Annotated in this window: 22 protein-coding genes; 8 read left to right on the forward strand and 14 right to left on the reverse strand. The window is 69.4% G+C overall.

The window, feature by feature from the left end:
• Window positions 1-61: 61 nt before the first annotated feature.
• Window positions 62-862: a hypothetical protein gene (locus AB8O64_RS08570; protein ID WP_356458596.1), complete on the forward strand. Its 801-nt coding sequence runs from the start codon at window positions 62-64 to the stop codon at window positions 860-862.
• 93 nt (window positions 863-955) lie between these two features.
• Here AB8O64_RS08570 and AB8O64_RS08575 read toward each other — a convergent pair whose 3' ends face one another.
• From AB8O64_RS08575 to AB8O64_RS08590, 4 genes are all read right to left on the reverse strand, one after another.
• Window positions 956-1,231 carry a chaplin gene (locus tag AB8O64_RS08575; protein ID WP_365377193.1) on the reverse strand — a complete coding sequence of 92 codons (276 nt, stop codon included), beginning with the start codon at window positions 1,229-1,231 and terminating at the stop codon, window positions 956-958.
• Window positions 1,232-1,411: 180 nt separating this feature from the next.
• Window positions 1,412-1,651, reverse strand: a complete 240-nt coding sequence (locus AB8O64_RS08580) for a chaplin (RefSeq protein WP_370418624.1) — start codon at window positions 1,649-1,651, stop codon at window positions 1,412-1,414.
• Window positions 1,652-1,800: 149 nt separating this feature from the next.
• Entirely contained in the window at window positions 1,801-2,445 is a 645-nt protein-coding gene (locus AB8O64_RS08585; RefSeq protein ID WP_370418625.1) for a response regulator, read from the reverse strand.
• Window positions 2,438-3,598: a GAF domain-containing sensor histidine kinase gene (locus tag AB8O64_RS08590; RefSeq protein WP_370418626.1), complete on the reverse strand. Its 1,161-nt coding sequence runs from the start codon at window positions 3,596-3,598 to the stop codon at window positions 2,438-2,440. Before AB8O64_RS08590 ends, AB8O64_RS08585 begins: the two co-directional genes overlap by 8 nt.
• Before the next feature lie 258 nt (window positions 3,599-3,856).
• Between AB8O64_RS08590 and AB8O64_RS08595 the strand changes: the two genes are divergently transcribed.
• Together AB8O64_RS08595 and AB8O64_RS08600 are read left to right on the forward strand one after the other, a co-directional pair.
• A complete protein-coding gene (locus tag AB8O64_RS08595) occupies window positions 3,857-4,558 on the forward strand; it encodes a nitroreductase family protein (protein WP_370418627.1) in 702 nt (233 codons plus the stop codon).
• A 341-nt stretch (window positions 4,559-4,899) separates the two neighbouring features.
• Window positions 4,900-5,607, forward strand: a complete 708-nt coding sequence (locus tag AB8O64_RS08600) for a transglycosylase SLT domain-containing protein (protein WP_370418628.1) — start codon at window positions 4,900-4,902, stop codon at window positions 5,605-5,607.
• A gap of 88 nt (window positions 5,608-5,695) precedes the next feature.
• Here AB8O64_RS08600 and AB8O64_RS08605 read toward each other — a convergent pair whose 3' ends face one another.
• The gene (locus tag AB8O64_RS08605; protein WP_370418629.1) at window positions 5,696-8,290 is read right to left on the reverse strand and encodes an FHA domain-containing protein; all 2,595 of its coding nucleotides are present in this window, start codon (window positions 8,288-8,290) and stop codon (window positions 5,696-5,698) included.
• A gap of 233 nt (window positions 8,291-8,523) precedes the next feature.
• Here AB8O64_RS08605 and AB8O64_RS08610 point away from each other — a divergent pair, with 233 nt between their 5' ends.
• Window positions 8,524-10,161, forward strand: a complete 1,638-nt coding sequence (locus tag AB8O64_RS08610) for a streptophobe family protein (RefSeq protein ID WP_370418630.1) — start codon at window positions 8,524-8,526, stop codon at window positions 10,159-10,161.
• A gap of 112 nt (window positions 10,162-10,273) precedes the next feature.
• Window positions 10,274-11,512: a phosphoserine phosphatase SerB gene (serB, locus tag AB8O64_RS08615; protein WP_370418631.1), complete on the forward strand. Its 1,239-nt coding sequence runs from the start codon at window positions 10,274-10,276 to the stop codon at window positions 11,510-11,512.
• A gap of 267 nt (window positions 11,513-11,779) precedes the next feature.
• Here serB and AB8O64_RS08620 read toward each other — a convergent pair whose 3' ends face one another.
• The 4 genes from AB8O64_RS08620 to AB8O64_RS08635 all read right to left on the reverse strand — a co-directional run bounded on the left by AB8O64_RS08620 (window position 11,780) and on the right by AB8O64_RS08635 (window position 14,239).
• Window positions 11,780-12,298: a histidine phosphatase family protein gene (locus AB8O64_RS08620; protein WP_130877122.1), complete on the reverse strand. Its 519-nt coding sequence runs from the start codon at window positions 12,296-12,298 to the stop codon at window positions 11,780-11,782.
• A gap of 84 nt (window positions 12,299-12,382) precedes the next feature.
• Window positions 12,383-12,589 (reverse strand): hypothetical protein, encoded by a 207-nt coding sequence (locus AB8O64_RS08625; RefSeq protein WP_370418632.1) that lies wholly within the window; start codon window positions 12,587-12,589, stop codon window positions 12,383-12,385.
• Window positions 12,590-12,776: 187 nt separating this feature from the next.
• Window positions 12,777-12,893 carry an SGM_5486 family transporter-associated protein gene (locus tag AB8O64_RS08630; protein ID WP_260420554.1) on the reverse strand — a complete coding sequence of 39 codons (117 nt, stop codon included), beginning with the start codon at window positions 12,891-12,893 and terminating at the stop codon, window positions 12,777-12,779.
• 20 nt (window positions 12,894-12,913) lie between these two features.
• On the reverse strand, window positions 12,914-14,239 hold the full coding sequence (locus tag AB8O64_RS08635) for a CynX/NimT family MFS transporter (RefSeq protein ID WP_370423821.1): 1,326 nt from the start codon (window positions 14,237-14,239) through the stop codon (window positions 12,914-12,916).
• 55 nt (window positions 14,240-14,294) lie between these two features.
• Between AB8O64_RS08635 and AB8O64_RS08640 the strand changes: the two genes are divergently transcribed.
• Window positions 14,295-14,975 carry a FadR/GntR family transcriptional regulator gene (locus AB8O64_RS08640; RefSeq protein WP_370418633.1) on the forward strand — a complete coding sequence of 227 codons (681 nt, stop codon included), beginning with the start codon at window positions 14,295-14,297 and terminating at the stop codon, window positions 14,973-14,975.
• 27 nt (window positions 14,976-15,002) lie between these two features.
• Here the strand turns inward: AB8O64_RS08640 and AB8O64_RS08645 are convergent, their stop codons facing one another.
• From AB8O64_RS08645 to fabG, 3 genes are all read right to left on the reverse strand, one after another.
• Window positions 15,003-15,329 (reverse strand): hypothetical protein, encoded by a 327-nt coding sequence (locus AB8O64_RS08645; protein ID WP_365187745.1) that lies wholly within the window; start codon window positions 15,327-15,329, stop codon window positions 15,003-15,005.
• A gap of 187 nt (window positions 15,330-15,516) precedes the next feature.
• Window positions 15,517-16,287 carry an enoyl-ACP reductase FabI gene (gene fabI / locus AB8O64_RS08650; RefSeq protein WP_370418634.1) on the reverse strand — a complete coding sequence of 257 codons (771 nt, stop codon included), beginning with the start codon at window positions 16,285-16,287 and terminating at the stop codon, window positions 15,517-15,519.
• Between the two features lie 5 nt (window positions 16,288-16,292).
• Window positions 16,293-17,012, reverse strand: coding sequence for a 3-oxoacyl-[acyl-carrier-protein] reductase (gene fabG, locus AB8O64_RS08655; RefSeq protein WP_130877127.1), 720 nt, complete (start codon window positions 17,010-17,012; stop codon window positions 16,293-16,295).
• A 379-nt stretch (window positions 17,013-17,391) separates the two neighbouring features.
• Here fabG and AB8O64_RS08660 point away from each other — a divergent pair, with 379 nt between their 5' ends.
• A complete protein-coding gene (locus AB8O64_RS08660; RefSeq protein ID WP_370418635.1) occupies window positions 17,392-17,847 on the forward strand; it encodes a hypothetical protein in 456 nt (151 codons plus the stop codon).
• 44 nt (window positions 17,848-17,891) lie between these two features.
• Complete coding sequence (locus tag AB8O64_RS08665; protein ID WP_370418636.1) at window positions 17,892-18,449, forward strand: hypothetical protein; 558 nt, start codon at window positions 17,892-17,894, stop codon at window positions 18,447-18,449.
• Window positions 18,450-18,690: 241 nt separating this feature from the next.
• On the opposite strand, the gene AB8O64_RS08670 is transcribed toward AB8O64_RS08665, so the two are convergent.
• Both AB8O64_RS08670 and AB8O64_RS08675 read right to left on the reverse strand, forming a co-directional pair.
• Complete coding sequence (locus AB8O64_RS08670) at window positions 18,691-18,951, reverse strand: MafI family immunity protein (protein WP_370418637.1); 261 nt, start codon at window positions 18,949-18,951, stop codon at window positions 18,691-18,693.
• Window positions 18,952-18,964: 13 nt separating this feature from the next.
• Window positions 18,965-25,798 (reverse strand): polymorphic toxin-type HINT domain-containing protein, encoded by a 6,834-nt coding sequence (locus AB8O64_RS08675; protein WP_370418638.1) that lies wholly within the window; start codon window positions 25,796-25,798, stop codon window positions 18,965-18,967.
• Between the last annotated feature and the right edge of the window lie 55 nt (window positions 25,799-25,853).

Raw genomic sequence — 25,853 nt, forward strand, 5'->3', positions numbered from 1 at the left:
CGCAGTCCCCAAGGAAAACCTACGCCACCGGCTGTCGGTGCCAGTCCTTAGGCTGGTGGCCATGCTCGATGAACATCGCTCAGGACGGCTCACAGCATGGGGAAATGCCCTGATTGCCGGATTTGCCGCGCCCGATGACGCCGCACACCACATCACCGGGGACGACGTTGTGCATCGCGTCACCGGTCTGCCCGGGGAATCGGGCCCGGTCGGACTCACGCTCGCGCTCGGCAGGCTGCGCGCGCTCGGGGCGAGGGGACTGCGGCTCGCGCTGCCCGCGCCGGGCCACCCGCTGGGGCTGAGCGGCCCGCCGGAGTTCAACGCCCGCGCGCTGGAGGCCGAGGAGGCGGTCGTCGCCTCCGGCGTCGCGCTCGGGCTGGTGCCGGAGGTGTACGAGGCCGGGCCGGAGGGCGATGTGCATGTGGAGGTGCTGTGGCACTGCCTGCCCGTGCGGGAGGCGCCGCCCGCGGACGTCCCCTCGCTCGGGGAGGCCGAGCGGGAGCTGGCCGAGGCCCTGCGTGACGCGACCGAGGTGCTCTCCCGGCTGGACGTCGCCGGTTCGGGCCCGGTCGCGCAGGCCGCCCTGGACGCCTACCGGGCGCGGGCCGAGCGGGGGCGCGAGGTGCTCGCGCCGGGATATCCGCCGCGTGCGGTGCGGGTCCTGGAGCTGGCGCAGCGGGTGGGGGCGCTGATCGCGATCGCCTACGAGCCGGGTGACGGCGAGGGCCGTGAGCACGGCGGAGCGGTGAGCGCCTCGGAGATCGCCGCGCGGGCCGAGGCGCTGCGGCCGGTGGAGCGGACGGCCCGGCGGGCCCAGGTGGCCGCGTACAACGCCATGGTGGAGGAGCGGGAGCGGCACTGAATCGGCACCGAATCCGTGCCGACGCGCGAGAAGGCCCTGCGGGCCGACCGGTCCGCGGGGCCTTCTCCGACGCTCGGGGTGAGATGCGGTGCGTCAGGCGTTGACGCAGGTGTTGCCGAACGTGGGGTTGAGGATGCCGAGGAGGATGTCGATGGTGTTGCCGCAGACGTTCAACGGGATGTCGATGGGCACCTGGATGACGTTGCCCGAGACGATGCCCGGCGAACCCTTGGTCACACCGTGGGCACCGGCGCCGTGATGGCCGTCGCGACCCTTGTGGTCGTCGTTCGCTGACGCGGCGCCGACAGAGCTACCGACGACGACGCCTGCCGCGGCCAGAACGACGACGGCCTTTTTGGCACTGTTCATGAGGTGTCTTCCTTTTGCTGATGTCCCTGTGGCGACCCCGACCGCGGGGTCGCGTACTGATGAACGTCAGCGAACCGCCGATGGCACGGCCATCGGCGGTGTTGCCCTCGTTCGGACGATCGCTCGTCCCCGGAGCCCGGCTCCGTCGGAACGGAGCCGGGCGGGCGGGATGCGCCGGAATTACTTGTTGATGCAGACGTTCCCGGCGGCGGGGTTGAACAGACCGACCACGCTGACGGTGTTCCCGCACAGGTTGACCGGGACCTTGACGGGCACCTGGACAACGTTGCCGGACGCGATACCCGGGGAGTTCTGCGCGTTGCCGTCGGCCTGACCGTGGGCGGAGGCCGCACCGGCGCCGGCGAGGGCGAGACCGCCGACGGCGATCGTGACGGCAGCGGCCTTCTTCATGTTCTTCACTTCTTAATGACCTTCCTGAACGTTGCCACGGCCAGCCGCCGCGGTACGCATGGAGAACGGGTCACCGCCGGTCTGGATGCGGGGCCGGGCCTACGACCACACGACCGTATGAATCTCTGATCAGAAGACGACGTTCCGTTATGACGGACTCAATCCCCGATCCCGTGGCGAACCGCCCAAAGCGCCGCCTGGGTCCGGTCGGAGAGATCGAGCTTCATCAGGATGTTCGACACGTGGGTCTTGACAGTCTTCTCCGACAGCACGAGGGCACGGGCGATCTCCCGGTTGGACCGCCCGTCCGCGATCAGCGCGAGCACCTCGCGCTCCCGCTCGGTGAGCCCGTTGCCCCGCCCGTGGCCGCCGCCCGTCTCCTCCTGGGCCAGCAGGGCACCGGCGACCTCGGGCTGCAACAGCACATGCCCGGCGTGCACGGACCGGATCGCACCGGCGAGCGCGTCGGGGTCCACGTCCTTGTAGACGTAGCCGGCCGCCCCGGCCCGGAGCGCCGGGACGACGGTGCGCTGCTCGGTGAAGCTGGTGACGATCAGCACCCGCGCGGGGTTGGCCAGCTCCCGCAGCTTGCGCAGCGCCTCGATGCCGTCGGTGCCGGGCATCTTCACGTCCATCAGGACGACGTCGGGGCGCAGCTCCTCGGCGCGGGCGACACCCTCGGCGCCGTCCGCCGCCTCGCCGACCACCTCGATGTCGTCCTGGACCTCCAGGAAGGTCCGCAGCCCCCTGCGCACCACCTGGTGGTCGTCGACCAGCAGGACCCGGATCACGCGGTCAGACACCCGGCACCTCCATCTCGATCGTGGTGCCCTTGCCGGGCTCCGATGTCACGGTCAGCCTGCCGCCGACGCCGCTCGCCCGGTCCCGCATCGAGACGAGGCCCAGGTGGCGGCCGGCCCGGCGGACGGCGGAGGGGTCGAAGCCCTGCCCGTCGTCGGTCACCCGCAGCGCCGCCACCGGGCCGACGCGGCTGACGACGACCTCCACGTGTTTGGCGCCGGAGTGCCGCAGGGCGTTGTGCAGGGCCTCCTGGGCGACGCGCAGCATCGCCTCCTCCTGGGCGGCCGGCAGGGCCCGTACGCCGTTCGAGGCGAAGGTGACGTGGGCGGCGTGGGCCCGGTCGAGCACCTTGACCTGGGTACGCAGGGTGGCGACCAGCCCGTCCTCGTCGAGTCCGGCGGGGCGCAGCTCCACCACCGCGGCGCGCAGCTCGTCGGCCGCCTCGGCGGCGAGCTGGGCGACCTGCTGCAGCTCGCCCTTGGCGCGGGCGGGGTCGCGGTCCACCAGGGCGGTGGCGGCCTGGGCGGTCAGCCGCAGGGAGAAGAGCTTCTGGGCGACGGCGTCGTGCAGCTCGTGGGCGAGGCGGGACCGCTCCCCCGCGATGGTCAGCTCACGGCTGCGCTCGTAGAGGCGGGCGTTGGTGAGGGCTATGGCGGCGTGCTGGGCGAGCACGCCGAGCAGTTCCTCGTCCTCGGCGGTGAAGGCGCAGCCGCCGGGCTCGGACGGGGGCCGCCGCGCGGTGGTCCTCTTGTTGGCCAGGAACAGTGCGCCGAGGATCTCGTCGCCGTCGGCGACGGGCATGCCGAGGAAGTCGCTCATCTCGGGGTGGGCGTCGGGCCAGCCCTCGAAGCGGGGGTCCTCGCGGACGTCGGCGAGACGCTGGGTGGTGGCCTCCTGGAGCATCGCGGCGAGGATGCCGTGCTGGCGCGGCAGCGGGCCGATGGCCTTCCACTCCTCGTCGCTGATGCCGTCGACGACGAACTGGGCGAAGCCGCCGTGATCGTCGGGGACGCCGAGCGCGGCGTACTCGGCGTCCAGCAGCTCGCGGGCGGAGACGACGATCGTCTTGAGGACGTCGCGTACCTCGAGGTGCCGGCTCATGGCGAGGAGCGCGGTGCTCACGGCGGTGAGGCCGGAGCGTGGGCCATTGGTCATGGCCTCACCGTACCGACGGGTGGGTAGGGGCGTATCGGACCGGCGACGGCCGGGGGTACGCCTTGGGGCCTAGGTCGAAGTGCCTCCGGAGCCGCTTCCCCGGCACCCCAAAAACGACATATGGATTCATCGCCTATATAAGGGGACGGAAGGGGGTGGGCCTTTGAGTCGCCCCCTGGGTGTGTGGTCACCGGTATCCGGGGCACGAGTTCCGGCATGTGCCCCTCATCGCGCCCGGCCGGGGACCAGACTCGGAATATGTCTATACCAACGACGCAGTGGACCCCCACCCACGGTGCCCCCTACCGGCCGGTGCCCTACCGCCCCGAGCGGATGCCCGCCGAGGAGTCCCTCGCCCGCGCCGCCGAGCTGCGGGAGCGGATGGACCGGCGCAGGACCGTCCGGCAGTTCTCGGCCGACCCGGTGCCCGAGCAGGTGGTGAGGGACGCGATCGCCTGCGCGGCCACCGCGCCGTCCGGGGCACACCAGCAGCCGTGGACGTTCGCGCTGGTGAAGGACCCCGAGGTGCGGCGGCGGATCCGGGCGGCCGCGGAGGAAGAGGAGCGGATCTCCTACGACGGCCGGCTGGGCGAGGAGTGGCTGGCGGCGCTGCGGCCGCTGGGCACGGACGAGGTCAAGCCGCACCTGACGGACGCGCCCGCGCTGATCGTGGTCTTCCAGCAGCGCTACTGGCTGGGCGAGGACGGCGACAAGCGCAAGCACTACTACGTGGACGAGTCGGTAGGCATCGCGGTCGGGATGCTGCTCTCGGCCCTGCACCTGTCGGGGCTGGCGGCGCTGGTGCACACGCCGAGCCCCATGCGGTTCCTGGCCGAGGTGCTGGGCCGCCCGGCGAACGAGAAGGCCTTCGCGGTGATCCCGGTGGGGTACCCGGCGGCGGACTGCCGGGTGCCGGATCTGGTCCGCAAGAGCCTCGATCAGGTGCTGGTCGAGATCTGAGAGGCCGCCGCGAGGCCGCGGACGGGCATATCCGCGTACGCGAACGGTCACACCGGGCGACCGTCGGGGCCTTCCGGTGTGACCCCGCGCATAGGACCCACATCACTTACGACCTCGGCTAGTGGACGGATAAGACCGCTGTAAGCGGGTAGCCGGGGCGATTTCGGTGCCCTCCGCACCCCCCGTCGCAACGAAGCGGGATAGTACGTCACACCTTTGCCACAGGATTTTGCAGCCGCTAACAATTGCCCAGTCGCACGGCGCCGTCGAACGAAAAACGGCGCTCACCGCGCCAGTCCGGCCCTTGCGACTCACGCGATTGGAAGAGGTTCAGCTCACTCATGCGCTCCCCCATCTCTGGTTATAGCCGCCTGACCAAGGCCCACAAGATGTCCGTGGCCGGTATCGCCGCGGTCGGCGCCGCCTCCCTGGTCTTCGCCGTCGTCCCCGGTGCCGCCGCCGACGAGGACAAGCAGTCCGTCGCCGTCAAGCCGGTCGCATGGAGCGCCTCCGAGTTCGGTACGGAGCACCAGCAGAACGAGCTGACCAAGCAGTCCGACAACGCCGCCAAGGTGGCGAAGGCGCAGGCCGAGGCCAAGAAGAAGGCCGACGCCGAGGCCGCCAAGGCCAAGGCCGACAAGGAGCGCGCCGACAAGGAAGCCGCGAGCCGTTCGGCCGCGCGCAAGCCCGCCCCGGTCCCGCCCCCCGCCCCGGCGAAGAAGACCTACGCGAACAACCTCGACGGCTGGATCAACGAGGCGCTGGACGTCATGCGCGCCAAGGGCATCCCCGGCTCCTTCGAGGGCATCAAGCGCAACATCCTGCGTGAGTCGTCCGGCAACCCCCGGGCGATCAACAACTGGGACATCAACGCCATCAACGGCGTCCCCTCCAAGGGCCTGCTCCAGGTGATCGACCCGACCTTCAAGGCGTACCACGTCGAAGGCACCTCCTGGGACATCTACGACCCGGTCGCCAACATCACCGCGGCCTGCAACTACGCGGCCGACAAGTACGGCTCGATGGACAACGTCAACTCCGCCTACTAAGAGTCGACGGACAGCGCATACGCCGAAGGGCGGCACCCGGTCCGGGTGCCGCCCTTCGGCGTATGCGGGAGCGAGAGTACGAGCGCGATTAGTTGCGCATGACCTCCGGCTCGTGGCGGCGCAGCAGGCGCGCGACCGCGAAGCCGCAGATGACGCCGAGGACGATCAGCACGGTCATGTCGATGCCCCACTGGGCGGCGGTGTGCTCCCAGAGCGGATCGAGGTTCTTCGGGTTGCCCTTGTCCATCGGGGCCATGATGTGCGAGAGGTCCAGCGTGGCACCGGCGGCGCCGATGGCCCAGCGGGACGGCATCAGCCAGGCGAACTGCTCGATGCCCGGCGAGTCGTAGATCTTGAACATGATGCCGGTGAAGACGACCTGGACGATCGCGAACATGACGAGCAGCGGCATGGTCTTCTCGGCGGTCTTCACCAGGGCGGAGATGACCAGGCCGATCATCATCGAGGTGAAGCCGAGCGCGATGATCACCAGGCAGAGCTCGGCGGCCGGCAGGGCCTTGAGGATCAGACCCTCCGCCGGCAGCTCGCGGACCGAGAAGCCGATCGCGGAGATGATCACGCCCTGCACCGCGGTGATCAGACCGAGGATGATCACCTTTGACATCAGATACGCCGACCGGGAGAGGCCGACGGCGCGCTCCCGCTCGTAGATCACCCGTTCCTTGATCAGCTCACGGACGGAGTTGGCCGCGCCGGAGAAGCACGCGCCGACCGCGAGGATCAGCATGATCGTGCCGGCGTCCTGGTTGAAGTGCCCCTTTCCGGGCGCCGCCAGGCCGAAGTCGGAGGGGATGACGCAGCTGACGCCGCCGAGCACGGCGGGCAGGATGAGCATCAGCCCCATGAAGCCGCGGTCGGAGGCGATGACCGAGACGTACCGGCGCATCAGCGTCCACAGCTGGGAGCCCCAGCTCTGCGGCTTGGGCGGGCGGACCATCTGGGGCTGTACGTGTACGGACTGCGGGGCCACGGCGTCGAGGTCCGCGGCGTACATCTGGTAGTGCTGCGAGCCGCGCCAGCGGCCCGACCAGTCGTAGTCCCGGTAGTTCTCGAAGGCCGAGAAGACATCGGCCCACGTCTCGTACCCGAAGAAGTTGAGCGCCTCCTCCGGCGGGCCGAAGTAGGCGACCGAGCCGCCGGGCGCCATGACCAGCAGCTTGTCGCAGAGCGCCAGCTCGGCGACGGAGTGGGTGACCACGAGGACCGTACGGCCGTCGTCGGCGAGGCCGCGCAGCAGCTGCATGACATCGCGGTCCATGCCCGGGTCGAGACCGGAGGTCGGCTCGTCCAGGAAGATCAGCGACGGCTTGGTGAGCAGCTCCAGGGCGACGGAGACGCGCTTGCGCTGGCCGCCGGAGAGGGAGGTGACCTTCTTGTCGGCGTGGATGTCGAGCTTCAGCTCGCCCAGGACCTCGGTTATACGGGCCTCGCGCTCGGACGCCGCGGTGTCGCCGGGGAAGCGGAGCTTGGCCGCGTACCTCAGCGCCTTCCGGACGGTGAGCTCCTTGTGCAGGATGTCGTCCTGCGGGACGAGACCGATGCGCTGACGCAGCTCGGCGAACTGCTTGTACAGATTCCGGTTGTCGTAGAGGACATCGCCCTCGTTGGCCGGGCGGTAGCCGGTGAGCGCCTTGAGCAGGGTGGACTTGCCGGAGCCCGACGGGCCGATGACCGCGATCAGCGACTTCTCGGGGACACCGAAGGAGACGTCCTTGAGGATCTGCTTGCCGCCCTCGACGGTGACCGTGAGGTGACGGGCGGAGAAGGAGACGTCGCCGGTGTCGACGAACTCCTCGAGGCGGTCGCCGACGAGGCGGAACGTGGAGTGACCGACACCGATGATGTCGTTCGGGCCGATGATCTGCTGGCGGACCGGCTGACCATTGACATACGTGCCGTTGTGGCTGCCGAGGTCGACGATCTCGAAGCGGCCGTCGTGCGTGGCCCGGAATTCGGCGTGGTGCCGGGAGACCTGGAGGTCGGAGACGACCAGCTCGTTCTCCAGGGCACGACCGATGCGCATCACCCGGCCGAGCGCCATCTGGTGGAAGCTGGTGGGGCTGCGGTCACCGTGGGCGGACGGGCCTCCCGCGCCGCCGCCGGGCACCTGGTGCGCGGCGGACTGCTGCTGCGGGACGTACGCCTGCTGGTTCTGCGGCTGCGCCTGCTGGGGCTGCTGGTACTGGGGCTGCTGCCAGCCACCCTGCTGCTGCGCGGGGTCCTGATACGGCTGCGGCTGCTGGGGCTGCTGCCAGCCCATGCCCGGCTGCTGGTGCTGCCCGGGCGCCTGACGGCCCTGCACGGGCGCGGCCATCGCGGTGTGCGCGTTGTAGATGTCCGCGACCGGTGCGGAGGCGCCGGCAACGGTGAGATTCAGCCGCGGACCGTCCGTCGCGTTGCCCAGGTTCACCGCCTGGCCGGGGCCGATCTCCATCTGCTGGATCCGCTGGCCCTGTACATAGGTGCCGTTGGTGCTGCCGTGGTCCTCGATGACCCAACTGTGCCCGCCCCACCGCACGGTGGCGTGCCGCCACGAGACCCGGGCGTCCTCCAGCACCATGTCACCCTGGGGATCGCGCCCCAGGGTGTACGACCTGGACGGATCGAGCGTCCACGTCTGTCCGTTCAATTCCAGTACGAGTTCCGGCACTCCATGCCCCACTACTTGTCCCCCGATGCACCCCTCGCGCAGGAAGTCTGCACAGGGAGTCTAGGGATGGCGAACATCGGGTGGAACTATTTCAGGCCCAGTCGCCGAATCGAAACTCGGGGACTGACGCAGTCCTGTAACAGGCACCGTTGACTCGGCCGAAACTCGCCCGGAGAGTAGTAACCGCCCATGGATGCGTACGGAACGTGCGCTTCCGGGCAAGGGGTCGGGATCGGGGGGCCGTGATGACCATCGGCAGCGGCAGTCGCCGCCTGCGCGTCGCACATGTACTGCTCACCGCGATAGCGGCGGTGAGCTGGTCTTTTCTCGCCATGGCGGGGGTGGCGGCGGCGGGCTTGCACCTGCTCGGGGCGGACGGGGCGGGTGCGCTCGGCCCGATGACGGCGGCCGCGATCGTGCTCGCCGTGGGGGGATCCGTCACACCTTCGGGCGATGTAGAGGCCTTTGGTCTGCACGCGTCCGGCGCGTACACCGCGATCGACATCGCGCCACTGGGAGTGGGCCTGGCCGGGGCGCTGCTCCTGGGCTGGATCTTCGCCCGGTCGCTGCGGGCGGCCGGGGGCAACCCGCGCCCGGCCGAGCTCCTCGCCCGGGTAGTCGCGGTGGCCGGGCTCTTTCTGCTGCTGCTCGCCGGTCTCGCCTGGGCGGGCGAGGACTCCATCACCATCGACGGCAAGGAGCTCGGCCTCGGTGGCGGCTCCGGCGGGGGCCCGCACCTGGAGATTCCCGGCCTCGGCGACATCGGCGGCGGCCTGCCGGACCGGCTCGCCGACCTGGCGGGCGCCAAGGCGGCGGTCGGTTTCAGCGTGCGGACCGGGCCCTCGCTGCTGGCCGGAGCGCTGTGGGTGCTCGCCGTCCTGGTGATCGCGCTGCTGGTCTCGCGCCGGGCACCGCTGCCGCGTGGCTGGGGCGTGGTGGACCGCGCCGTGCGCCCGGCGGTCTCGGCGCTGTGCGCCGTGCTGGTGCTGGCGGTCGGCGCGGGCCTCGCCGCGGCGGTGTACGCGGCGACGGGCGACGGGCATCCGCGGCGGATCCTGGGGGCGGCCCTGCTCGGCGCGCCGAACGGGGTGTGGCTGGGGGTGCCGCTGGGACTGCTCGTCCCCTGGCGGGGCTCGGCCAGCGGGGCGCTCACCCAGGTGCTACCCACTCCGCTGGACGAGCTGCTGGGGATGCGCGCCGACGAGACGGTGACGGTGGGCCGGCTCGCGGAGTACGACAGCCGGGTGTGGCTGCTGACCGTGGCGTGCGCGCTGCTCATGCTCACCGCCGGGCTGCTGACCGCGGTCCGGACGCCGCGCGGCGGGGCCGGGCCGGTGGGCTTCGTCGCGCGGTGCGCGCTGCGGCTCGCTCTCGCCTCGGCGCTCGTGCTGCCGCTGCTGGTGCTGCTGACGCGGGTGAAGGCGGACGCGAGCCTGTCGGTGCTCGGCTTCGACGCCTTCGGGGCGGGGCTGGAGCTGAGCGGGAACCTCCCCGTGGCACTGGTGCTGGGCGCCGTGTGGGGCGCCGGCGCCGGGGCGGGCGGAGCACTGCTGGCCCTGGCCACGGGCGCGGCCGGGCTCCGGGCCGCCACGGACGCGCCGGGGCCGGGCGCGGCCCGCGGGTACCCCGGTCCGGCCTGGCTGCCGGGGCCGTACAACCCCTCGTCGGCGTACCGTCCCTCGCGCGGTGACACCAATCCCTATCTGCGGCCGGTCGTGGGCGACCCGCCCCGGTTCCCCGGCGCGGGTGATCCGGGCGCCCAGACCCAGACCCAGACGGGGCAGCCGCCGCTGCCGCCCCGGCCCCGCCCCCGGTACGGGCGGCCGTTCGGGACGCCGCCGGAGGAGCCGCCACCGCCGGGGGTACCGGGCCGGCGGCGCTGACGCCGGGCTGTACGGACCGGCGAGCGGCAGGGACCGGTGGCCCTCACCCCCCGTCCGGTCCCCGGGACACGTGTACGGGTCCGGAGCGGCGCCGGATAACGTAGGGGTCACCATGAGCGCATCGCAGACCCCGCCTGCCACCGCCGCACTCGGCGACGACGACCCCACCCTCCTCGTCAAGATCTTCGGGAAGGACCGGCCGGGCATCACCGCCGGGCTCTTCGACACCCTCGCCGCCTACGCCGTGGATGTCATAGACATCGAGCAGATCGTCACCCGGGGCCGGATCACCCTGTGTGTCCTGGTCACCGCCCCCGAGGGCGGCCCCGGCGTCGAGGGCGGCCTGCGGTCGACCGTGCACAGCTGGGCGGAGTCCCTGCGACTCCAGGCGGAGATCATCTCCGGCCGGGGCGACAACCGGCCGCGCGGCACGGGCCGTTCCCATGTGACCGTCCTCGGGCACCCGCTCACGGCCGAGTCGACGGCGGCCATCGCCGCCCGGATCACCGGTACGGGCGGCAACATCGACCGTATCTTCCGGCTGGCCAAGTACCCCGTGACGGCGGTGGAGTTCGCCGTCTCGGGTACCGAGACGGAGGCGCTGCGCACCGCGCTGGCCACCGAGTCGGCCGCGCTCGGTGTCGATGTGGCGGTCGTGGCGGCCGGGCTCCAGCGGCGGGCACAGCGCCTGGTCGTGATGGACGTCGACTCGACGCTGATCCAGGACGAGGTCATCGAGCTGTTCGCGGCACACGCGGGCTGTGAGGCCGAGGTCGCGGAGGTGACGGCCAGGGCGATGCGGGGCGAGCTCGACTTCGAGCAGTCGCTGCACGCCCGGGTGGCGCTGCTCGCGGGGCTGGACGCGTCGGTGGCGGAGAAGGTGCGCGCGGAGGTCCGGCTGACGCCGGGGGCCCGGACGCTGATCCGGACGCTGAAGCAGCTCGGCTATCAGGTGGGTGTCGTCTCCGGCGGTTTCACCCAGGTCACGGACGATCTGCGGGAGCGGCTGGGGCTGGACTTCGCCTCCGCGAACACCCTCGAGATCGTCGACGGCAAGCTGACCGGCCGGGTCACCGGCGAGATCGTGGACCGCGCGGGCAAGGCCCGGCTGCTGCGCCGGTTCGCCGCCGAAGCGGGGGTTCCGCTCTCGCAGACGGTGGCGATCGGGGACGGCGCGAACGATCTGGACATGCTCAACGCGGCGGGCCTGGGCGTGGCGTTCAATGCGAAGCCCGTGGTGCGCGAGGCGGCACACACCGCCGTGAACGTGCCGTTCCTGGACACCGTGCTGTATCTGCTGGGCATCACCCGCGAAGAGGTCGAGGCCGCCAACACCCACGACCACGAGTGAGCGGGTGCGGGCTTGTTGTAGCTGAGCTCAGCCACAACAAGCCCGCATCGGCGTTTGAGGACACGCCCGCTGGGCGCCCCGCCGCAGGCGGCACATGTGGCGCCGTCCGCGGAAGGCGGCCCGGGAACGCACACCCCACGCCCGGCCACAACAAGCCCGTCCGGCGTTTGAGGACGCGCCCGCTGGGCGCCCCGCCGCAGGCGACACATGCAGCCCCGTCTGCGGAGGACGGCCCGGGAACGCACACCCCACCCCCGGTCGGCAGACCTACTCGTGCGGCGGCCAGAAGGCGACGAGCTTGCCGGTGCCGTGCTCGACGCTCTTCCAGGGCCCGCTGAAGGTGAGCACCGCGATCGCGGCGGTGGGGAATCCGGAGCGGTTCAGCCGGGGCAGGAGGTCGCTCTCGGCCTCGCCGGCCAGCGCGTCGGCCAGGGCGTGCATGCCGGGGTTGTGCCCGACGAGCAGCAGGTCGGCCACCTCGTCGGAGGTCTCGTTGATCACCGCGATGAGCTCGCCGAGGGAGGCCTCGTACAGCCGGTCCTCATAGACCGTGCGGGGGCGCTGGGGCAGCTCGTGAACGGCGAGCTTCCAGGTCTCCCGGGTGCGGACGGAGGTCGAACAGAGGGCCAGGTCGGGGATGATGCCGGCGGTGGCGAGCCGGCGCCCGGCGACCGGGGAATCCTTGCGGCCGCGCTCCGCGAGCGGGCGCTCATGGTCGGAATCGTCGGACCACTCGGCCTTGGCGTGCCGGAGAAGAACAATCCTGCGGGTCGGTTCGGCGCTCATGTTTTCCAGCTTCGCATGAAACGGACGGCGAGGCGCGGGGTGTTGAGAGGCTTGCCCCGTGGGGGTACCCCAGCCCCGCCCGGCTCAGCTCCGCAGGGCGTGCCGGACGAATTCCACCGCGCGGGAGACCGTGCCCTCGCCGAAGGCCGTGGAACCGGTGTCGGCGGAGGCGGGCGAGGCCAGCAGGACGAACAGCACCACGAAGGCGAGGGCGGGCAGCACGAGCGCCCACCACGGCAGGCGGGTCTGCGCAGCGGTGCCGGGTGTCCTGGGGCGCGTACCGGCGGACATGGGATCGCCTCCGAGCGGTTCGGTGCACCGCGCCGTCGCGGTGTCCTACGAACCTACGGAGACGGGCGCCCGGCCCCCATCCGGTGAGCCACCCACTTACCCCTGACACTGGCCCCCTAGGGGACGGTGGGGCCAGCCCCACCCCGCGCGGGACGCACGGGGGCCGCGCGTCCGCGCCGAGGCGGGGTCAGGGCGAGGCGAGCGTCGCGATGACGCCGATGACGACGGTGATGCCGAGCATCACGCCGAGGATGGTGACCAGGGTCTTCTGGCCGTTCTTGGGGTTCGGGTCGAGCACGCTCATGGCACCAGTGTCGCACCCGCTCACGCGGTCGGGGCGGCGGGCCCGGTCTCGTCCTCGACGGTCCGGTCGCGACCGGCGAGCACGCCCGCCACGGCCTGAGGCACCATCAGGGCGGCCATCAGGGCGATCGGCAGGTCCCAGCCGCCGGTGCGCTCGTAGAGGGCGCCGACGAGCAGCGGGCCGGGGATGGAGATGAGGTAGCCGGTGCTCTGGGCGAAGGCGGACAGCCGCACCACGCCGGCGCCGGACCGCGCCCGCATCCCGATCATCGTCAGGGCCAGCGGGAACGCGCAGTTGGAGACGCCGAGCAGCAGCGCCCAGACCCAGGCGCCGGCGGCCGGGGCCAGCCACAGCCCGGTGTAGCCGGTCAGGCCGAAGGCGGCGAGGACGAGCACGAGGACGCCTTGGTGGGGCAGCCGGGCCGCCAGCCGGGGCAGCACGAAGGAGAGCGGCACCCCCATGAGCATGGTCATGGCGAGCAGCACCCCGGCGGTGGAGGCGGAGACCCCGGCGTCCCGGAAGATCTGCGGCATCCAGCCCATGGTGATGTAGGCGCCGGTGGCCTGGAGGCCGAAGAAGACGGCCAGGGCCCAGGCGGTGGGGCTGCGGGTGATGCGCACGGCGGCACCGGCGGGCGCGGTGCCCGCGCCCGGCGTGGCCCCCTTGTCGGCGGCGTTCGTCGTCCGGGCCGTACGGCTGCGGGCGACGGCGAGCCAGACCAGGGCCGCGGCGGCGCCGAGCAGCGCCCAGATGCCGAGGCCGAGCCGCCAACTGCCGCCCAGCGCGTCGGTCATGGGCACGGTGGCGGCCGCGGCGAGGGAGGTGCCGGCGGACATGGCCATGGAGTAGATGCCCGTCGTCGGACCCACCCGGTCCGGGAACCAGCGCTTGACGATCACGGGCATGAGGATGTTGCTGACCGCTATGCCGGCCAGCGCGAGGGCGCTGAGCGCGAGGAAACCGGCGGTGCCGCCCACGTACGGCCGGACCGCGAGACCGGCGGTGATCGCCACCATGCCGGCGCAGACGACCGCGGCCGGGCCCCAGCGGCGGGCCAGCCGGGGCGCGGCGAGACCGAAGACCGCGAAGCACAGGGTGGGCACGGAGGTGAGCAGCCCGGCGAGGGTGCCGCTCATGCCGAGGTCGTCGCGGACCTCCTTCATCAGCGGCCCGAGGCTGGTGATGGCGGGCCGGAGGTTGAGGGCGGCGATGACGAGCCCCACGACCAGCAGGAGACGCTGCCGGCCCGCGGCGCCGGACTCCGGCGCGGCTTCGGCCGCCGGTCTGCGCGCGGTGGTACGGGTGGGTGCGGCGGTGTCGGCCGCCGCGCGGTCTTCGTCTGCCATGGGTGCCATGAAGACCATCATAGAATCATGGGATGAATCGTCGAAACGGAATTCCATGCCACTGAACTCGCCTCGGCGCTCCCCGCTCGTCGACCAGGTGATCGCCGGGCTCCGGAACCAGATCACTTCCGGCGAATGGCCGGTCGGCTCGCGCATTCCCACCGAGCCCGAGCTGGTCGAGCAGCTCGGGGTGGCCCGCAACACCGTGCGCGAGGCGGTACGCGCCCTCGCGCACAACGGCCTGCTGGACATCCGGCAGGGCTCGGGGACGTATGTGGCCGCCACCAGCGAGCTGGCCGGTGTGATGCGCCGGCGCTTCGCCCAGGCGGATCCGCTGCACGTGGCGGAGCTGCGCAGCGCGCTGGAAACGAAGGCGGCGGGGCTGGCGGCCCTGCGGCGCACGGAGGCGGACCTGCGGCAGCTGGACACGCTGCTGGAGCGACGCGAGCGGGCCTGGGACTCGGGGGACGCGGAGCGGTTCGTCGAGGCCGACGCCACCTTGCACTCGGCGGTGGTCGCGGCGGCGCACAACGAGGTGCTGGCCGAGCTGTACGCGGACCTGGGTTCGGTGGTCCGCGACTTCCTGCGCGCGGACGTCGGCCCCGAGCTGCGGCCGGAGGCGTACACGGACCACGCGCGGCTGGTGGCGGCGATCAGGGACCGGGACGAGGCGACGGCGTCGGCCGAGGCGGGAGCCCATCCGTTCGGCTGCCGTCAGGGGGCCGACGGGTCCTGAGCGGGCTTGTCAGCTGGGGATGGTGCGTCAGCCCGGGGTGTGCGTGACCCAGGCGTGGCGTATCTCCAGCCAGCAGCGCTGGGCGAGGGAGGCATGGCGGGCGGGATCGACGGTGACCGGGGCGGTGTCCATGTCCGGGTCCCACCAGCGGGCGCACTCGACGTGCAGCTGGACGCGGTCGGGGCGCGCGTGCCCGTTGAAGCAGACGGCGGTGGCGTGGGAGCCGTGTATCCGGGTGCGGCACTCGGCCTCCTGCGGCTCCGCGGGGGCCGCGGCCGCCATGGGAGCGAGGGAGCCGGCGAGGGCGGCGGCGGTGAGCAGCAACGCCGCCGTACGGCGGATGGGTGCACGCACGCCCGTACCTCCTCCCCACGGTGCGCCGGGAACCTCCCGGTTCATCCCAGTGTGCGGGTGGTGGGCGCGGTTCTCGACTCGGGGGTACGCGAAGGCCGCGTGACCTCGTCCGGGGGACGGGGTCACGCGGCCTTCGAACGCCGTTGTGGGAGACGGCTGCGCCGGACTCCGTCCGACGGCTGGGGAACTAGGCCCCCATCATGTGCACGCCACCGTCGACGTGGACGATCTCACCCGTGGTGCGCGGGAAGAAGTCGGACAGCAGACCGACGACGCCGCGGCCCGCCGGCTCCGGGTCGGCCAGGTCCCAGCCGATCGGGGCGCGGTGGTTCCACACGTCCGCGAGCTCCTCGAAGCCCGGGATGGACTTGGCGGCCATCGACTTGATCGGGCCGGCCGAGACCAGGTTGCAGCGGACGCCCTTCGGACCGAGGTCGCGGGCGAGGTAGCGGTTGGTGGACTCCAGAGCCGCCTTGGCCACGCCCATCCAGTCGTACTTCGGCCAGGCGATCTGCGCGTCGAAGGTCAGACCGACGATCGCGGAGCCTTGCGGCATCAGCGGCAGCAGGGCCGTGGCCAGCGACTTGTAGGAGTACGCCGAGATCTGGACGGCCGTGGAGACGTCCTCCCAGCTCGCCTCCAGGAAGTTGAAGGCACCCTGCGGGCCGAAGGCGATGGAGTGCACGATGCCGTCGAGACGGGCGTCGTCGCCCTGGAGCTCACGGACCTTGTCGGCCAGCCCGTCGAGCTGCTCCTGGTTGCTGACGTCCAGCTCGATGACCGGGGCGGGCTTGGGCAGCCGCTTGGCGATGCGCTCGACGAGCGAGAGCCGCCCGAAGCCGGTCAGGATGACCTCGGCGCCCTCGTTCTGGGCGACCTTGGCGGCCTGGAAGGCGATCGAGGACTCCGTGAGGACGCCCGTGACCAGGATGCGCTTGCCTGCGAGGATTCCACTCATGACGTTCAGTGACCCATGCCCAATCCGCCGTCGACAGGAATGACGGCTCCAGTGATGTATGCGGCCTCGTCGGAGGCGAGGAAGCGGACCGAGGCGGCGATCTCCTCGGGCTGCGCGTAGCGCGCGAGCGGAACCTGCTTCGTGATGCTCTCCCGCTGCTCGTCGCTGAGCACGCGGGTCATGTCGGTGTCGACGAAGCCGGGGGCGACGACGTTGACCGTGATGTTGCGGGAGCCCAGCTCGCGGGCGAGCGAGCGGGCGAAGCCGACCAGCCCGGCCTTGGAGGCGGCGTAGTTCGCCTGGCCCGCCGAGCCCAGCAGGCCCACGACGGACGAGATCAGCACGACACGGCCCTTGCGGGCGCGCAGCATGCCCTTCGAGGCGCGCTTGACGACACGGAAGGTGCCGGTGAGGTTGGTGTCCACCACGGAGGTGAAGTCCTCCTCGGACATGCGCAGCAGCAGCTGGTCGCGGGTGACGCCGGCGTTGGCCACCAGCACCTCGACCGCGCCCTGCTTCTCCTCGATCTCCTTGTACGCCTGCTCGACCTGCTCGGGGTCCGTGATGTCGCACTTCACGGCGAGGCAGCCCAGGTCGATGAGCTCGGCCGGCGGCTCACCCGACCGGTAGGTGAAGGCGACCTTGTCGCCGGCCTCCGCGAAGGCACGGGCGATGGCGAGGCCGATGCCCCGGTTTCCTCCGGTGACGAGAACCGAGCGGCTCAAAGGATCACCCTTCCGTTTCCATGTGCATAGGTCGTGCTCGACTACACCGAAACGTATCGGTAGAGGTCACCGAAGAGACACTCGACCTGCGACAGGGGGGACCGGCAGTCACTGTTGGATCTCTACAGAAGCGCTCGGGCGGGGCGCCGACGGAGTCGCCGCCCCCGGGCGGCCGAGCGGAAGCGGGGCGACTCCGAGGGCGGGCGGGGGCGGGCCCGCCGGAGCGCGGGACCCGGGTTTCCGCGCTGCGTCGACGCGGTGCCGATTTGCGCGGCTTGCGGGGGTGGGCGGTAATCGACTCGGGTGCGTTCGCCGTGCACGTCGTCTTCTCGCGGGCGCCCGGCACGACCGTCGTATCCAGCCGAGGGAGCCTGCCCCCATGTCATCGGAAGCCATCAGGAAAATCACCGTGACGTTCTCGTTCGCCGTCTCACCGACGGGATCGAACCCCAAGGGGTACCTCCGGCTGGGTATGGCAGGACGCGAATTCACGCTGCGGAATTCGGCGACGACGGAACAGCAGGAGTTCGAAAAAAGTGGGGGTACGTACACCTTCGTCCTGGGAGAGGATCACGGCATCCAGGACCCCGTTCTGAACGACCCTCGGAGCCCGCAGACGTATGTGCGGAGCCTCGACCTCTTCCCGAATTACATCCGGTTCGAGCCCGCGTCCGGCGACCCTCTGGTGGTCGAATCGGTCCGTGCCGTGGTCTCCGGCACCTCATACGACTACTCCTTCAGCGCTCTGGCCAGCACGACCCCCATCGGCAGCCAGATCCGCATGGGCAGAGGCCAGGTCGGCGTCCTCCATCTCTCCCAGCAGCAGGTCCCATAGCCGGCACAGCACTACGGCCGTCCGAGCAGAAAGGGGAAGTCGTCGTGCCCACTCCCATGCCCGGCAGTCCGAAGCCCACCCCGGACCCACCCGGAGCGCCGGTGCCCATCGGGCTCAACGTCTGCATCGATCATTTGCAGAGCGGACTGCACCTCGTCACCGGCACGGAATCCAAGGGCGCCGCCCTCGATGCCGTCCTGCACCGCGACTGGGGTGACTACGACAAGCCGAGCGACCAGTGGAAGTTCGAGACGGCCGAGGCCGGCGGGTACTTCATCACCAACATCAGCTCGGGAATGCGGCTCACCTTCGAGGACAGCGGCAGCGCCCGCCGCCCGCTCGTCAAGGTCGTGGACAGCCAGGACGTGGACACCGAACGCTGGACGGTCCGCTGGTCCGATCTCCTCGACAGCTTCACCCTGCATCCGGCCATCCAGGGCTTCGATCACCTGGCCGTCACGCCCAAGGACTCGCTCTACCGGCAGAAGGGCGAATCGGCACCGACCACCTGGAGCGACACCAGCCTGTGGCTGGTGCCTCGTGAGCCCTATCTGACCCAGCTGTTCAAGATCGTGCCGAGATCGGCTTCGCGCTGCTGCTGAGCGCGTTCCTGGATGCCCCCGGTGAACGACGGCCGCCGCCCCACCCCCCGGCCGTTCTTCAGACCAACCGGAAGACGACACTACTCGCCTGGCGAATCTCATCCGCTGCGCAAATGACCTGAGACCCCGCCAAGTACAGCTGAAGGGGCCTCAGGTCCGCGGCTATGCTTCCCGGGGAGGGGGACCGATCCGAACCAGCGATTTAAGATCGAATTCTCCAGCGGCGCCCCGACTTCGAAGCCTAATCCTCGATGAGCTCATCGAGTCTATCTATTGATTTCGGAGTGCCCAGCTCTTGAGCGGCGGACACGAGACGCTCATAGTAGGCCGAGGCGATCGGAAGGGAGTCCTCATAGATCCATGAGCACATCGTATCGAATGCCAACTCCTCTTCGCCGACGCTCATCAAGTGACGAACGTCGACAATAACCTCTTCTGAAGTCAGAGGAGATTCCTCAAGGAGTTGCGAGACGAGAGTCCGCAGGTATTGATACCTCTCCATATGCCACGCTCCTTCACCTCGGGAAAGCTGTGAGGACTCTACCGGTTAGCGGTTCATAGCGAACCTCGATGGTAACCCCTCGCACCTCTCCAGTGATTGCTTGAACGGCAGGATCGCCCTTCCTCGTCCGGAGAGTCTTCTCAGCATAATTGGCTGAGCCGGTTTTCCAGACACGCGTACTGTTTGGGCTCGTGGCAACATCCGCCACGGCGTCCAGGATGTCATTGTGGCTCCACCCCTTCGGGAAAACCGTCTTTCCAGGCAGTCCCGGATATGCGTGTCCGTCGAGGATGTGCTGGGCATCGTCACCAAGCAGTTCTCGCCCGACCCCATCACAGTTGCTGTTGTGAACCAGCACCGGAGTCTTACCCGCCAGCACATAGTACGTGTGGGTGCTGTTGACCGTCAGATCATGGGTGCGTTGCTGCTTGCGGAAATGACGTACTGCCGTTACCTCGACCGTGTCACCGTTCGGGGTGTGCAGCCGCGTACCTGAGGCGACCTCGCCGGCGTCGACCCACTTCTTCAGGCCGGCGTCCCAGAAAGGGTGCGTGTCGGTGGCGATGAGGCTGGACTCGCCTTGGTCGGTCTTCACCGTGAGGTCGGTGAAGTCCTTGTCGTACTCCGTGATGATGCTTGCGACGACTTCCCGCTCTGTCGTCTTGCCCGTCTCCGGATCAGTCGCAAGGACCCTGTCGCCCGTCTCGACCTCTTCGATGTTCTTACTGGTGCCATCAGCCAGGAGCACGTCCGTCCCCGGAAGGAAGCTGTGGCATTCTTTTGCCGCCTTCTCAGCCCTCTTCAGCCCCTTTAGATCCTTGGCAACCTTCAGTACTTTTGCAGCTTTAAGAGGGCTCGGCAGGTCGGCTGCGGCCCACGCACACCCGGACACCGACCCCTTAGCGCATTTCTTCCATTCTGGAAAATCGGGAACAACCGCACTCTTCACGATGGAGGCGAAGATGGAGGCAACCGACGGGCCACTTTTCTCGGGCCGCGTCCACTTGTCTACCGTCGTGGCGTAGGAATAGTAATTTCCCTGATTCCCGAACCACTCCGTCCTGGTGTATTCGACACCGTTCTCCTCCCACGGTTTACTCGTTACGCTCGACGACGTCCCCCACTCCCAGCCATCCCCGTCGTATTCCCACGTCTCCCAGACCGGGACCTCTTTCTTTTTGTCGTTCGTCCTGCATGCACCCGCTCCACCACACGCACCATCAGGTCGCAGTCCCGAAGGGTCGGACAAGGTAGCCGGGTTGTTGTTCGCATAGCTGTAGCCATGGTTCTGCTGGGGGTCCGCCAGGTCCATGACCGGGTCGACGCTGATGAAGCGGCCCGTTGTGGGGTCGTATTCGCGAGCGCCCAGGTGGGTCAAGCCGGTGGTCGTGTCCGTCGTGCCACCAATGAATCCCTTCGTGCCGGGCCAGGCCTTCGGTTGCTCGCCTCGCGGGGTACCGAAGGGGGTGGTGCGGCGTCGGGTGGCCGACGTCGTCGCCGTGTCAATCGCGAGCTGGCCGGTGCCGAGATGGTCTCCGATGACAAAAGACGCGGTGCCGTCATCGTTCTGGACGGCCTGGACGCCGCCCAGGTCGAAGTATCGGGTGGCCTTCGGTTTGGTGGAGCCCTTGGCGAGGGTGATCTCGGTGGCGCCGAGGTAGAGAGTGGTCTCCGTATCGGTGCGACCTATGAGGCGCTGGCCCTCTGCGTCGTACACGTACGAGGTGGTCTCGGCAACCTTGTCGTCTTTGGACTCGGTGACCTTCGCCAGGTGGCCTTCGACGTCCCAATCGAGTGCCTCGGTGTCACCGCCGAGCGTGCGGGCGGTGGTGTTGCCGGTCGGATCGTAGGCGTAGGAGTCCTTGGCCGTGCCCGTCGGGCCGGTCGTCTCCACCGCGGTGAGCGTGTGCGGCTGGGACTTGCCTGCGGCGGGGTAGGTGTAGGTCCGCTTGCTGTCCTTGGATGTGTTGCCGCCGATGTCGTGCCGGGTCTCGGTGAGTCGGTTGCCGGTCTTGTCGTACGTGTAGGAGTTCCAGTACGGGGCCGGGCCCCCCACCAGGTTGCCGACCGGAGTGCCCGCACAAGTCGCGGTCGGCTGGGTCCACTCGTCGGTGACGCGGCGCAGGTAGTCGTAGGTGAAGCACTGGGTGTCAGTGCCGTCGGGAGCCGCGTCGGAGACGGCACGGACATTGCCGGTCTCGTCGTAGGTGTAGGTGGCGGCCTTGTCGGCGGCGCGGGCGTCCTGGCGGTCGACCCTGGTGTTGGCCAGGCGCTGGGTGCCCCACTCGTAGCCGTTGGTTATCTGGGTGACCTTGCCGCCGTTGTGGCTGAGTCTCGACTGGAGCGGCTTGCCGGTAAGGCTGTAGCTGCTGATCTCCCCCTTCAGCCCGTCGGAAGTGCCTGCCTGCACGGAGCGCAGGGTCTCGTCGTACATGTAGACGACGGCGACGCCGGGCAGAGAGCCGGCGGGAGGGAAGCTCTGGCTCTGGACGGTACCGGAGGGGTCATAAGCGGTTCGAGAGACATACGTGCCGGCCAGGGCACCTTCGTTCGCGGGGACGACCGTGCTCGTGCTGGTTGCCCGGTGCAGGGAGTCGTATTCGTCCACGCGGGTCGTATAGGCGTTGTTGCTCACGTAGCGGGTGGCCGAGGCGATCTGCCCCTTGCCGTTGGCGACGGTGTCGTAGGTCCACTCGGCGAGCTTGTTTCCGGTGGCGGAGCCTTCGCGGATCTCCGTCTTACGGCCCAGATTGTCGTAGCCGTAGAAGAGCGTGTTCTTGCTCTTCCGGGCGTTGCTGACTGAGAGCAGCTGACCGCGGTCGTCATAGCTGCTGCTGGTGGTGCCCTTATCGGGGTCGTTGGCAGAAACCTGGCGGCCGAGCTGATCGTAGGAATACGACCAGGAGTTGCCTGCGGGATCGGTGACCTCGGCAAGCTTCCCCGCGGAGGTGTAGCTGTAGCGCGTGACATCGGCGTCCGCGTCGGCGCTGCGGCTGCGGAGCTGGTGCAGTTCCTTCGTCTGGCCTCGGGCGTCGATCACGGTCGTGGTGGCGGTGGAGCCGACCGGGGGGATGACGGTGGTGCGGTCACCGCCGTAGAGGGTGCGGGTGGTAGCCAGGGGCTTCCCCGCGTCGCTGTTGCCCGCAATCTGCTTGCTCTCGGTGACACGGCCCAGTCCGTCGTAGGTGTTCCAGGCCTGGGATTCCACCTTGAGGGCGTTGTCCGGTGCGAAGAGCGCGGTAGCGGGGGTGCCTTGCGCGTAGTAGGTGGCGAAAGTCTTGGCCGTCAGACCGCGGTCGTCGTAGAAGGTGTCGGTGAGCAGGCGACCGCCGTCCGGGCCGGGGGCCTGGGTCTGGCGTGGGCGCAGAAAGCCGTCGTAGAGGGTGTATGACGTGAGCTGACCGGACTTGTTGTTGAGGGTCCTGGTGCCGACGCTGACGGGCTTGCCATCGGTGATCGTGTAGGTGAACTCATAGCTCGGTGCACCACCCGCTGCCTTGGCGCGGTTGGCCAACCAGATTTTCGTCGAGCGGCCGAGCGCGTCATAGACGAAGTCGGTCCGCTTGTTGTTCGCGTCCCACTTGGTCACCGGCTGGCCGCGCAGCGGGTCCACGGTCGTCTTCGTGGTCTGCGCGGTGGTCCCGTCTCCGGCTTTCGACGGGGGCGTGGTCGTGGTGACGGTGGTGGGGAATCCGGTGTCCGGTGTGTAGGCCGTAGTGGTGGTGCGGCCATCGCTCCGCTTGGTGGTCGAGAGCTGCTTGCCCGCGAGATCGAAGACGATGTCGGCGGTCAGGTCGGTAACGGCCAGGGGGCGGCCGTAGCTGTCGACGGTGGTGGCGGATTCCAGATACGTCGCCTGGCTGCCGTCGTGCTTCTTGAGAGTGGCGACACTGGTGGCGTCACCCTTGGTCGGGCTGGCGCCATAGGCGCCACCGTCGTAGGCCGTGCGGACGTCGGAGAGGACCGCCTTGGACCGGTCGACGACTGTGGTGTCACAGGCCGTGGCTATCGTCTCCACGCGCGAGGGAAGGGAGAGGATGTTCGCGTCGGAGTTGTCCGCGTAAGTGGTCCGGGTGCAACGGTCGTCGGCTGTGGTGGAGGTGTCTCCGTAATCGTCGACCTGCTTGGCCCGGCCGGTCGCGGTGTCGAAGACGCTCGCGGTCGCGGTCTGGCGCCATTTCACGCCGGCCCCGTCGTCGAGGGACGTCGATGTCCGTGCCGATTCGGTGCCGGAGAAGTTCGCGGTGACGGTACCCCAGGAGCGGGTCTTCTTCGCGGTCTCGTGGTGCCAGGGCCGGCTGACGGTCTTGGCGAGGACTTTTCCGTCCGGGCCCGAGTAGCTCTCCGTCTTGTACGTGAAGCCCGCTGCCGACTCGTGGTCGGTGATGGGTTCGCCCTCGTCCTTGCCGAGGGTCACGTTCACGCTCTTGGTGCCGCCGCTGGTCGCCTTCTTGTCGCCGTCCATGCCCCGCAGGAAGTAGCTGTCCTGCTGGGACTTCATGGCGCCGGCACCTTGACCACCGGTCTGGACACGCACATGTCCGTAGCCGCGCCAGCCTGACCAGGTCTTGAATTTTTCCTTGGTCAGACCGTCGTCGTCATCGAAGTGCCAGGCCGCTTCACCGAGGTAGTAGTAGCGGGTGACCTGGTTGGGTGAGCCACCTGTGCGGTCGGTGGCGGTGACGGAGTCCACCACGTACTTGTTGAACCACTGCTGGGTCGGGTCCTCACTTCCAGCACCGCTGAGGTACTGCGGGAAGCAGCGAGTGGTGTTGGACTCAGGGGTGGGCAGCTTCCCCCAGTCACAGACGGGGGAAGAGTAGGTGACATCGGTCTGGCCGCCGGACTCGTCCGCGATCGTGGACAGCCGTTCCTTGATGAAGGGAGCCTTGCCGTCGCCGGTTTTGTCGAGGCGGTTGGGGCCTTGGGCGTAGGCGAACGTGGTCTTCGGCAGGGTGATGGCCGGGCTGGCGGAATGACCGGTGTGCTGCACGGACTCCAGCAGGAGCTGGTAGTCGGTGTCGGCCATGCCCCAGCGGTGGCCGATCTTCCACGAGTCGACGGGCGCGTACGTGCCATCACTCTTCAGCACGCTGGCGGTGATGTCGGTCAGGCGCTTACGGGTCCAGAACGACGGTGAGAGTCGGCCCTTGTCGCACTCGGTGCCCGCCTTGCAGTTCAGGTCCCAGGGGGTGTCGTACCAGTAGGCCTTCTTGTCGCCGATCGTGTCTTCCGCACAGGTCACCTTGTCCTTGTCCTGCGGGAGACAGCGCTCGGCGTTGGTGAAGTCGGCCTTCGCCAACGGCTTGGCATACAGGTCGGCGGACTTCAGTCCGTACTCGACCCGCTTGAGGTACCCGCCACGGGTGTACGGAGTGTCGTCCTTGGCCTCGAGGTTGCGGCCGTAGGAGTTGCTCTCCTTGCCGTAGTAGTAGCCGACCGCGTTGCCGTGCCGGTCGACGGCGTAGTCCAGGTTCCAGCGCCAGCCCTGCTGGCACCAGGAGTCCTTGAAGGCGTCCTTGTGGCAGGGTTCGCCTGCGTTGTTGCCGTAGACGGGGACGGTCCAGGTGGAGTCGGTGGTGTCCTTGCCCTTCGCCCAGCCGTTCAGCTTGTGGTAGCCGAAGTAGTAGCGGGTCCCGTTCGGGGCGGTGAGGCGCCAGTACTCGTTGTCGTTGTCGCCGTTGTCGTGCTCGCTGCCCGCCAGGCGGGCGATCTTCGTGCCGTCGTCGTTCTTCAGCTTCCACTGGTTGTCCCCTGCGGGGACCAGTTCGCCGGCCTTGCCGTTGAACGAGATCGTGGCGTTGTCGTACGCCCAGCACAGATCGCCCGGCTTGTTTCCATCGGCGTTCTTGACGTCGTCTTCGGCACAGGGCTTGTAGCGGCGTTCGATGAAGCCCGGCCACAGGTCGAAGCCGTCTCCCACCCAGGAAGACTGATTGTTGGTGTTTCCCGTCCGCCCGTCGATCGCGGACGAGGAGTACCCGAGGCCGATGTTCGGCTTCAGCCCCCCGGGGACGTCGGGTACCGGAATGTCGTACGACCAGCTGAAGGCGCCGGAGTTCAGGTCGGTCTTCCACGTCGAGGACGGGGACAGCGAGGTGGCCTTGTAGTCGCCCTTTTCCCCGGAGGCCGCCGGGGCAGCAGCGAGCACAGTCGCCGCCCCAGGGCGCAGAGTCACCGCATGGGTGGTCAGCGTCTGCTTCTCCGTGTCGTTCTTCGCGTCCACCGGCTTGCCCGTACGGCATGCGGGCTTGGCCGGTGAAGTGAGCGCACAAGCGGGAAGTTCGACCAGTTGGAGCCGGGAGGCATAGCCGCCGCCGAATGCCTGGGCGAACCTGGAGTAGTCCACTCGCACTCCGGCATTGCCGGACGTTCCCCTCGCGCCTGCCTTGCGAGCCTCGGGCGTGATGGTGAACAGCAGCCCGTCCACTCCGGCGCGCTCCGTGGCGTTGCGGTCCAGGACTCGCACCTCGGCCTTGCCCGTCGGGACATCCCCGGCCGGCACCGTCTTCGATCCCTTGCCCTGACGGGTGCTCGGCGGGGCGGGCAGGAGACTCACCGGCAGGCCGTCGGCGGTGAGCGCCCGGCCACTCTTTTCCCCGCCCCTCCCCGCCAATCCGGAGAGGTCGACGACAGCCCGTCCGCCCTCGGCCCACTCGGCCTTGGGCGCCTTCTCCGGGGTCCGGGGCGATCGGTCGAGCTTGCGTGGCTTGACGTCGGCTGTTCCGCCGTCTACGGGCTTTCCTACCCCCGGCGCGCCCGGCAGGCTGCCGCCGTCGGCGGCTGCCGGGAATCCCACGCCTTGCAGGAGGGCGCCCACCAGGACCGTGGACACAGTGAGTGCCACGCGTCTTTGCCACGCTGACATACGTGTTCTGGCCTTGCCGTTCATCCCTCGTCAT

This window comes from Streptomyces sp. QH1-20 (assembly GCF_041283565.1).
Taxonomy (GTDB): Bacteria; Actinomycetota; Actinomycetes; order Streptomycetales; family Streptomycetaceae; genus Streptomyces; species Streptomyces syringius.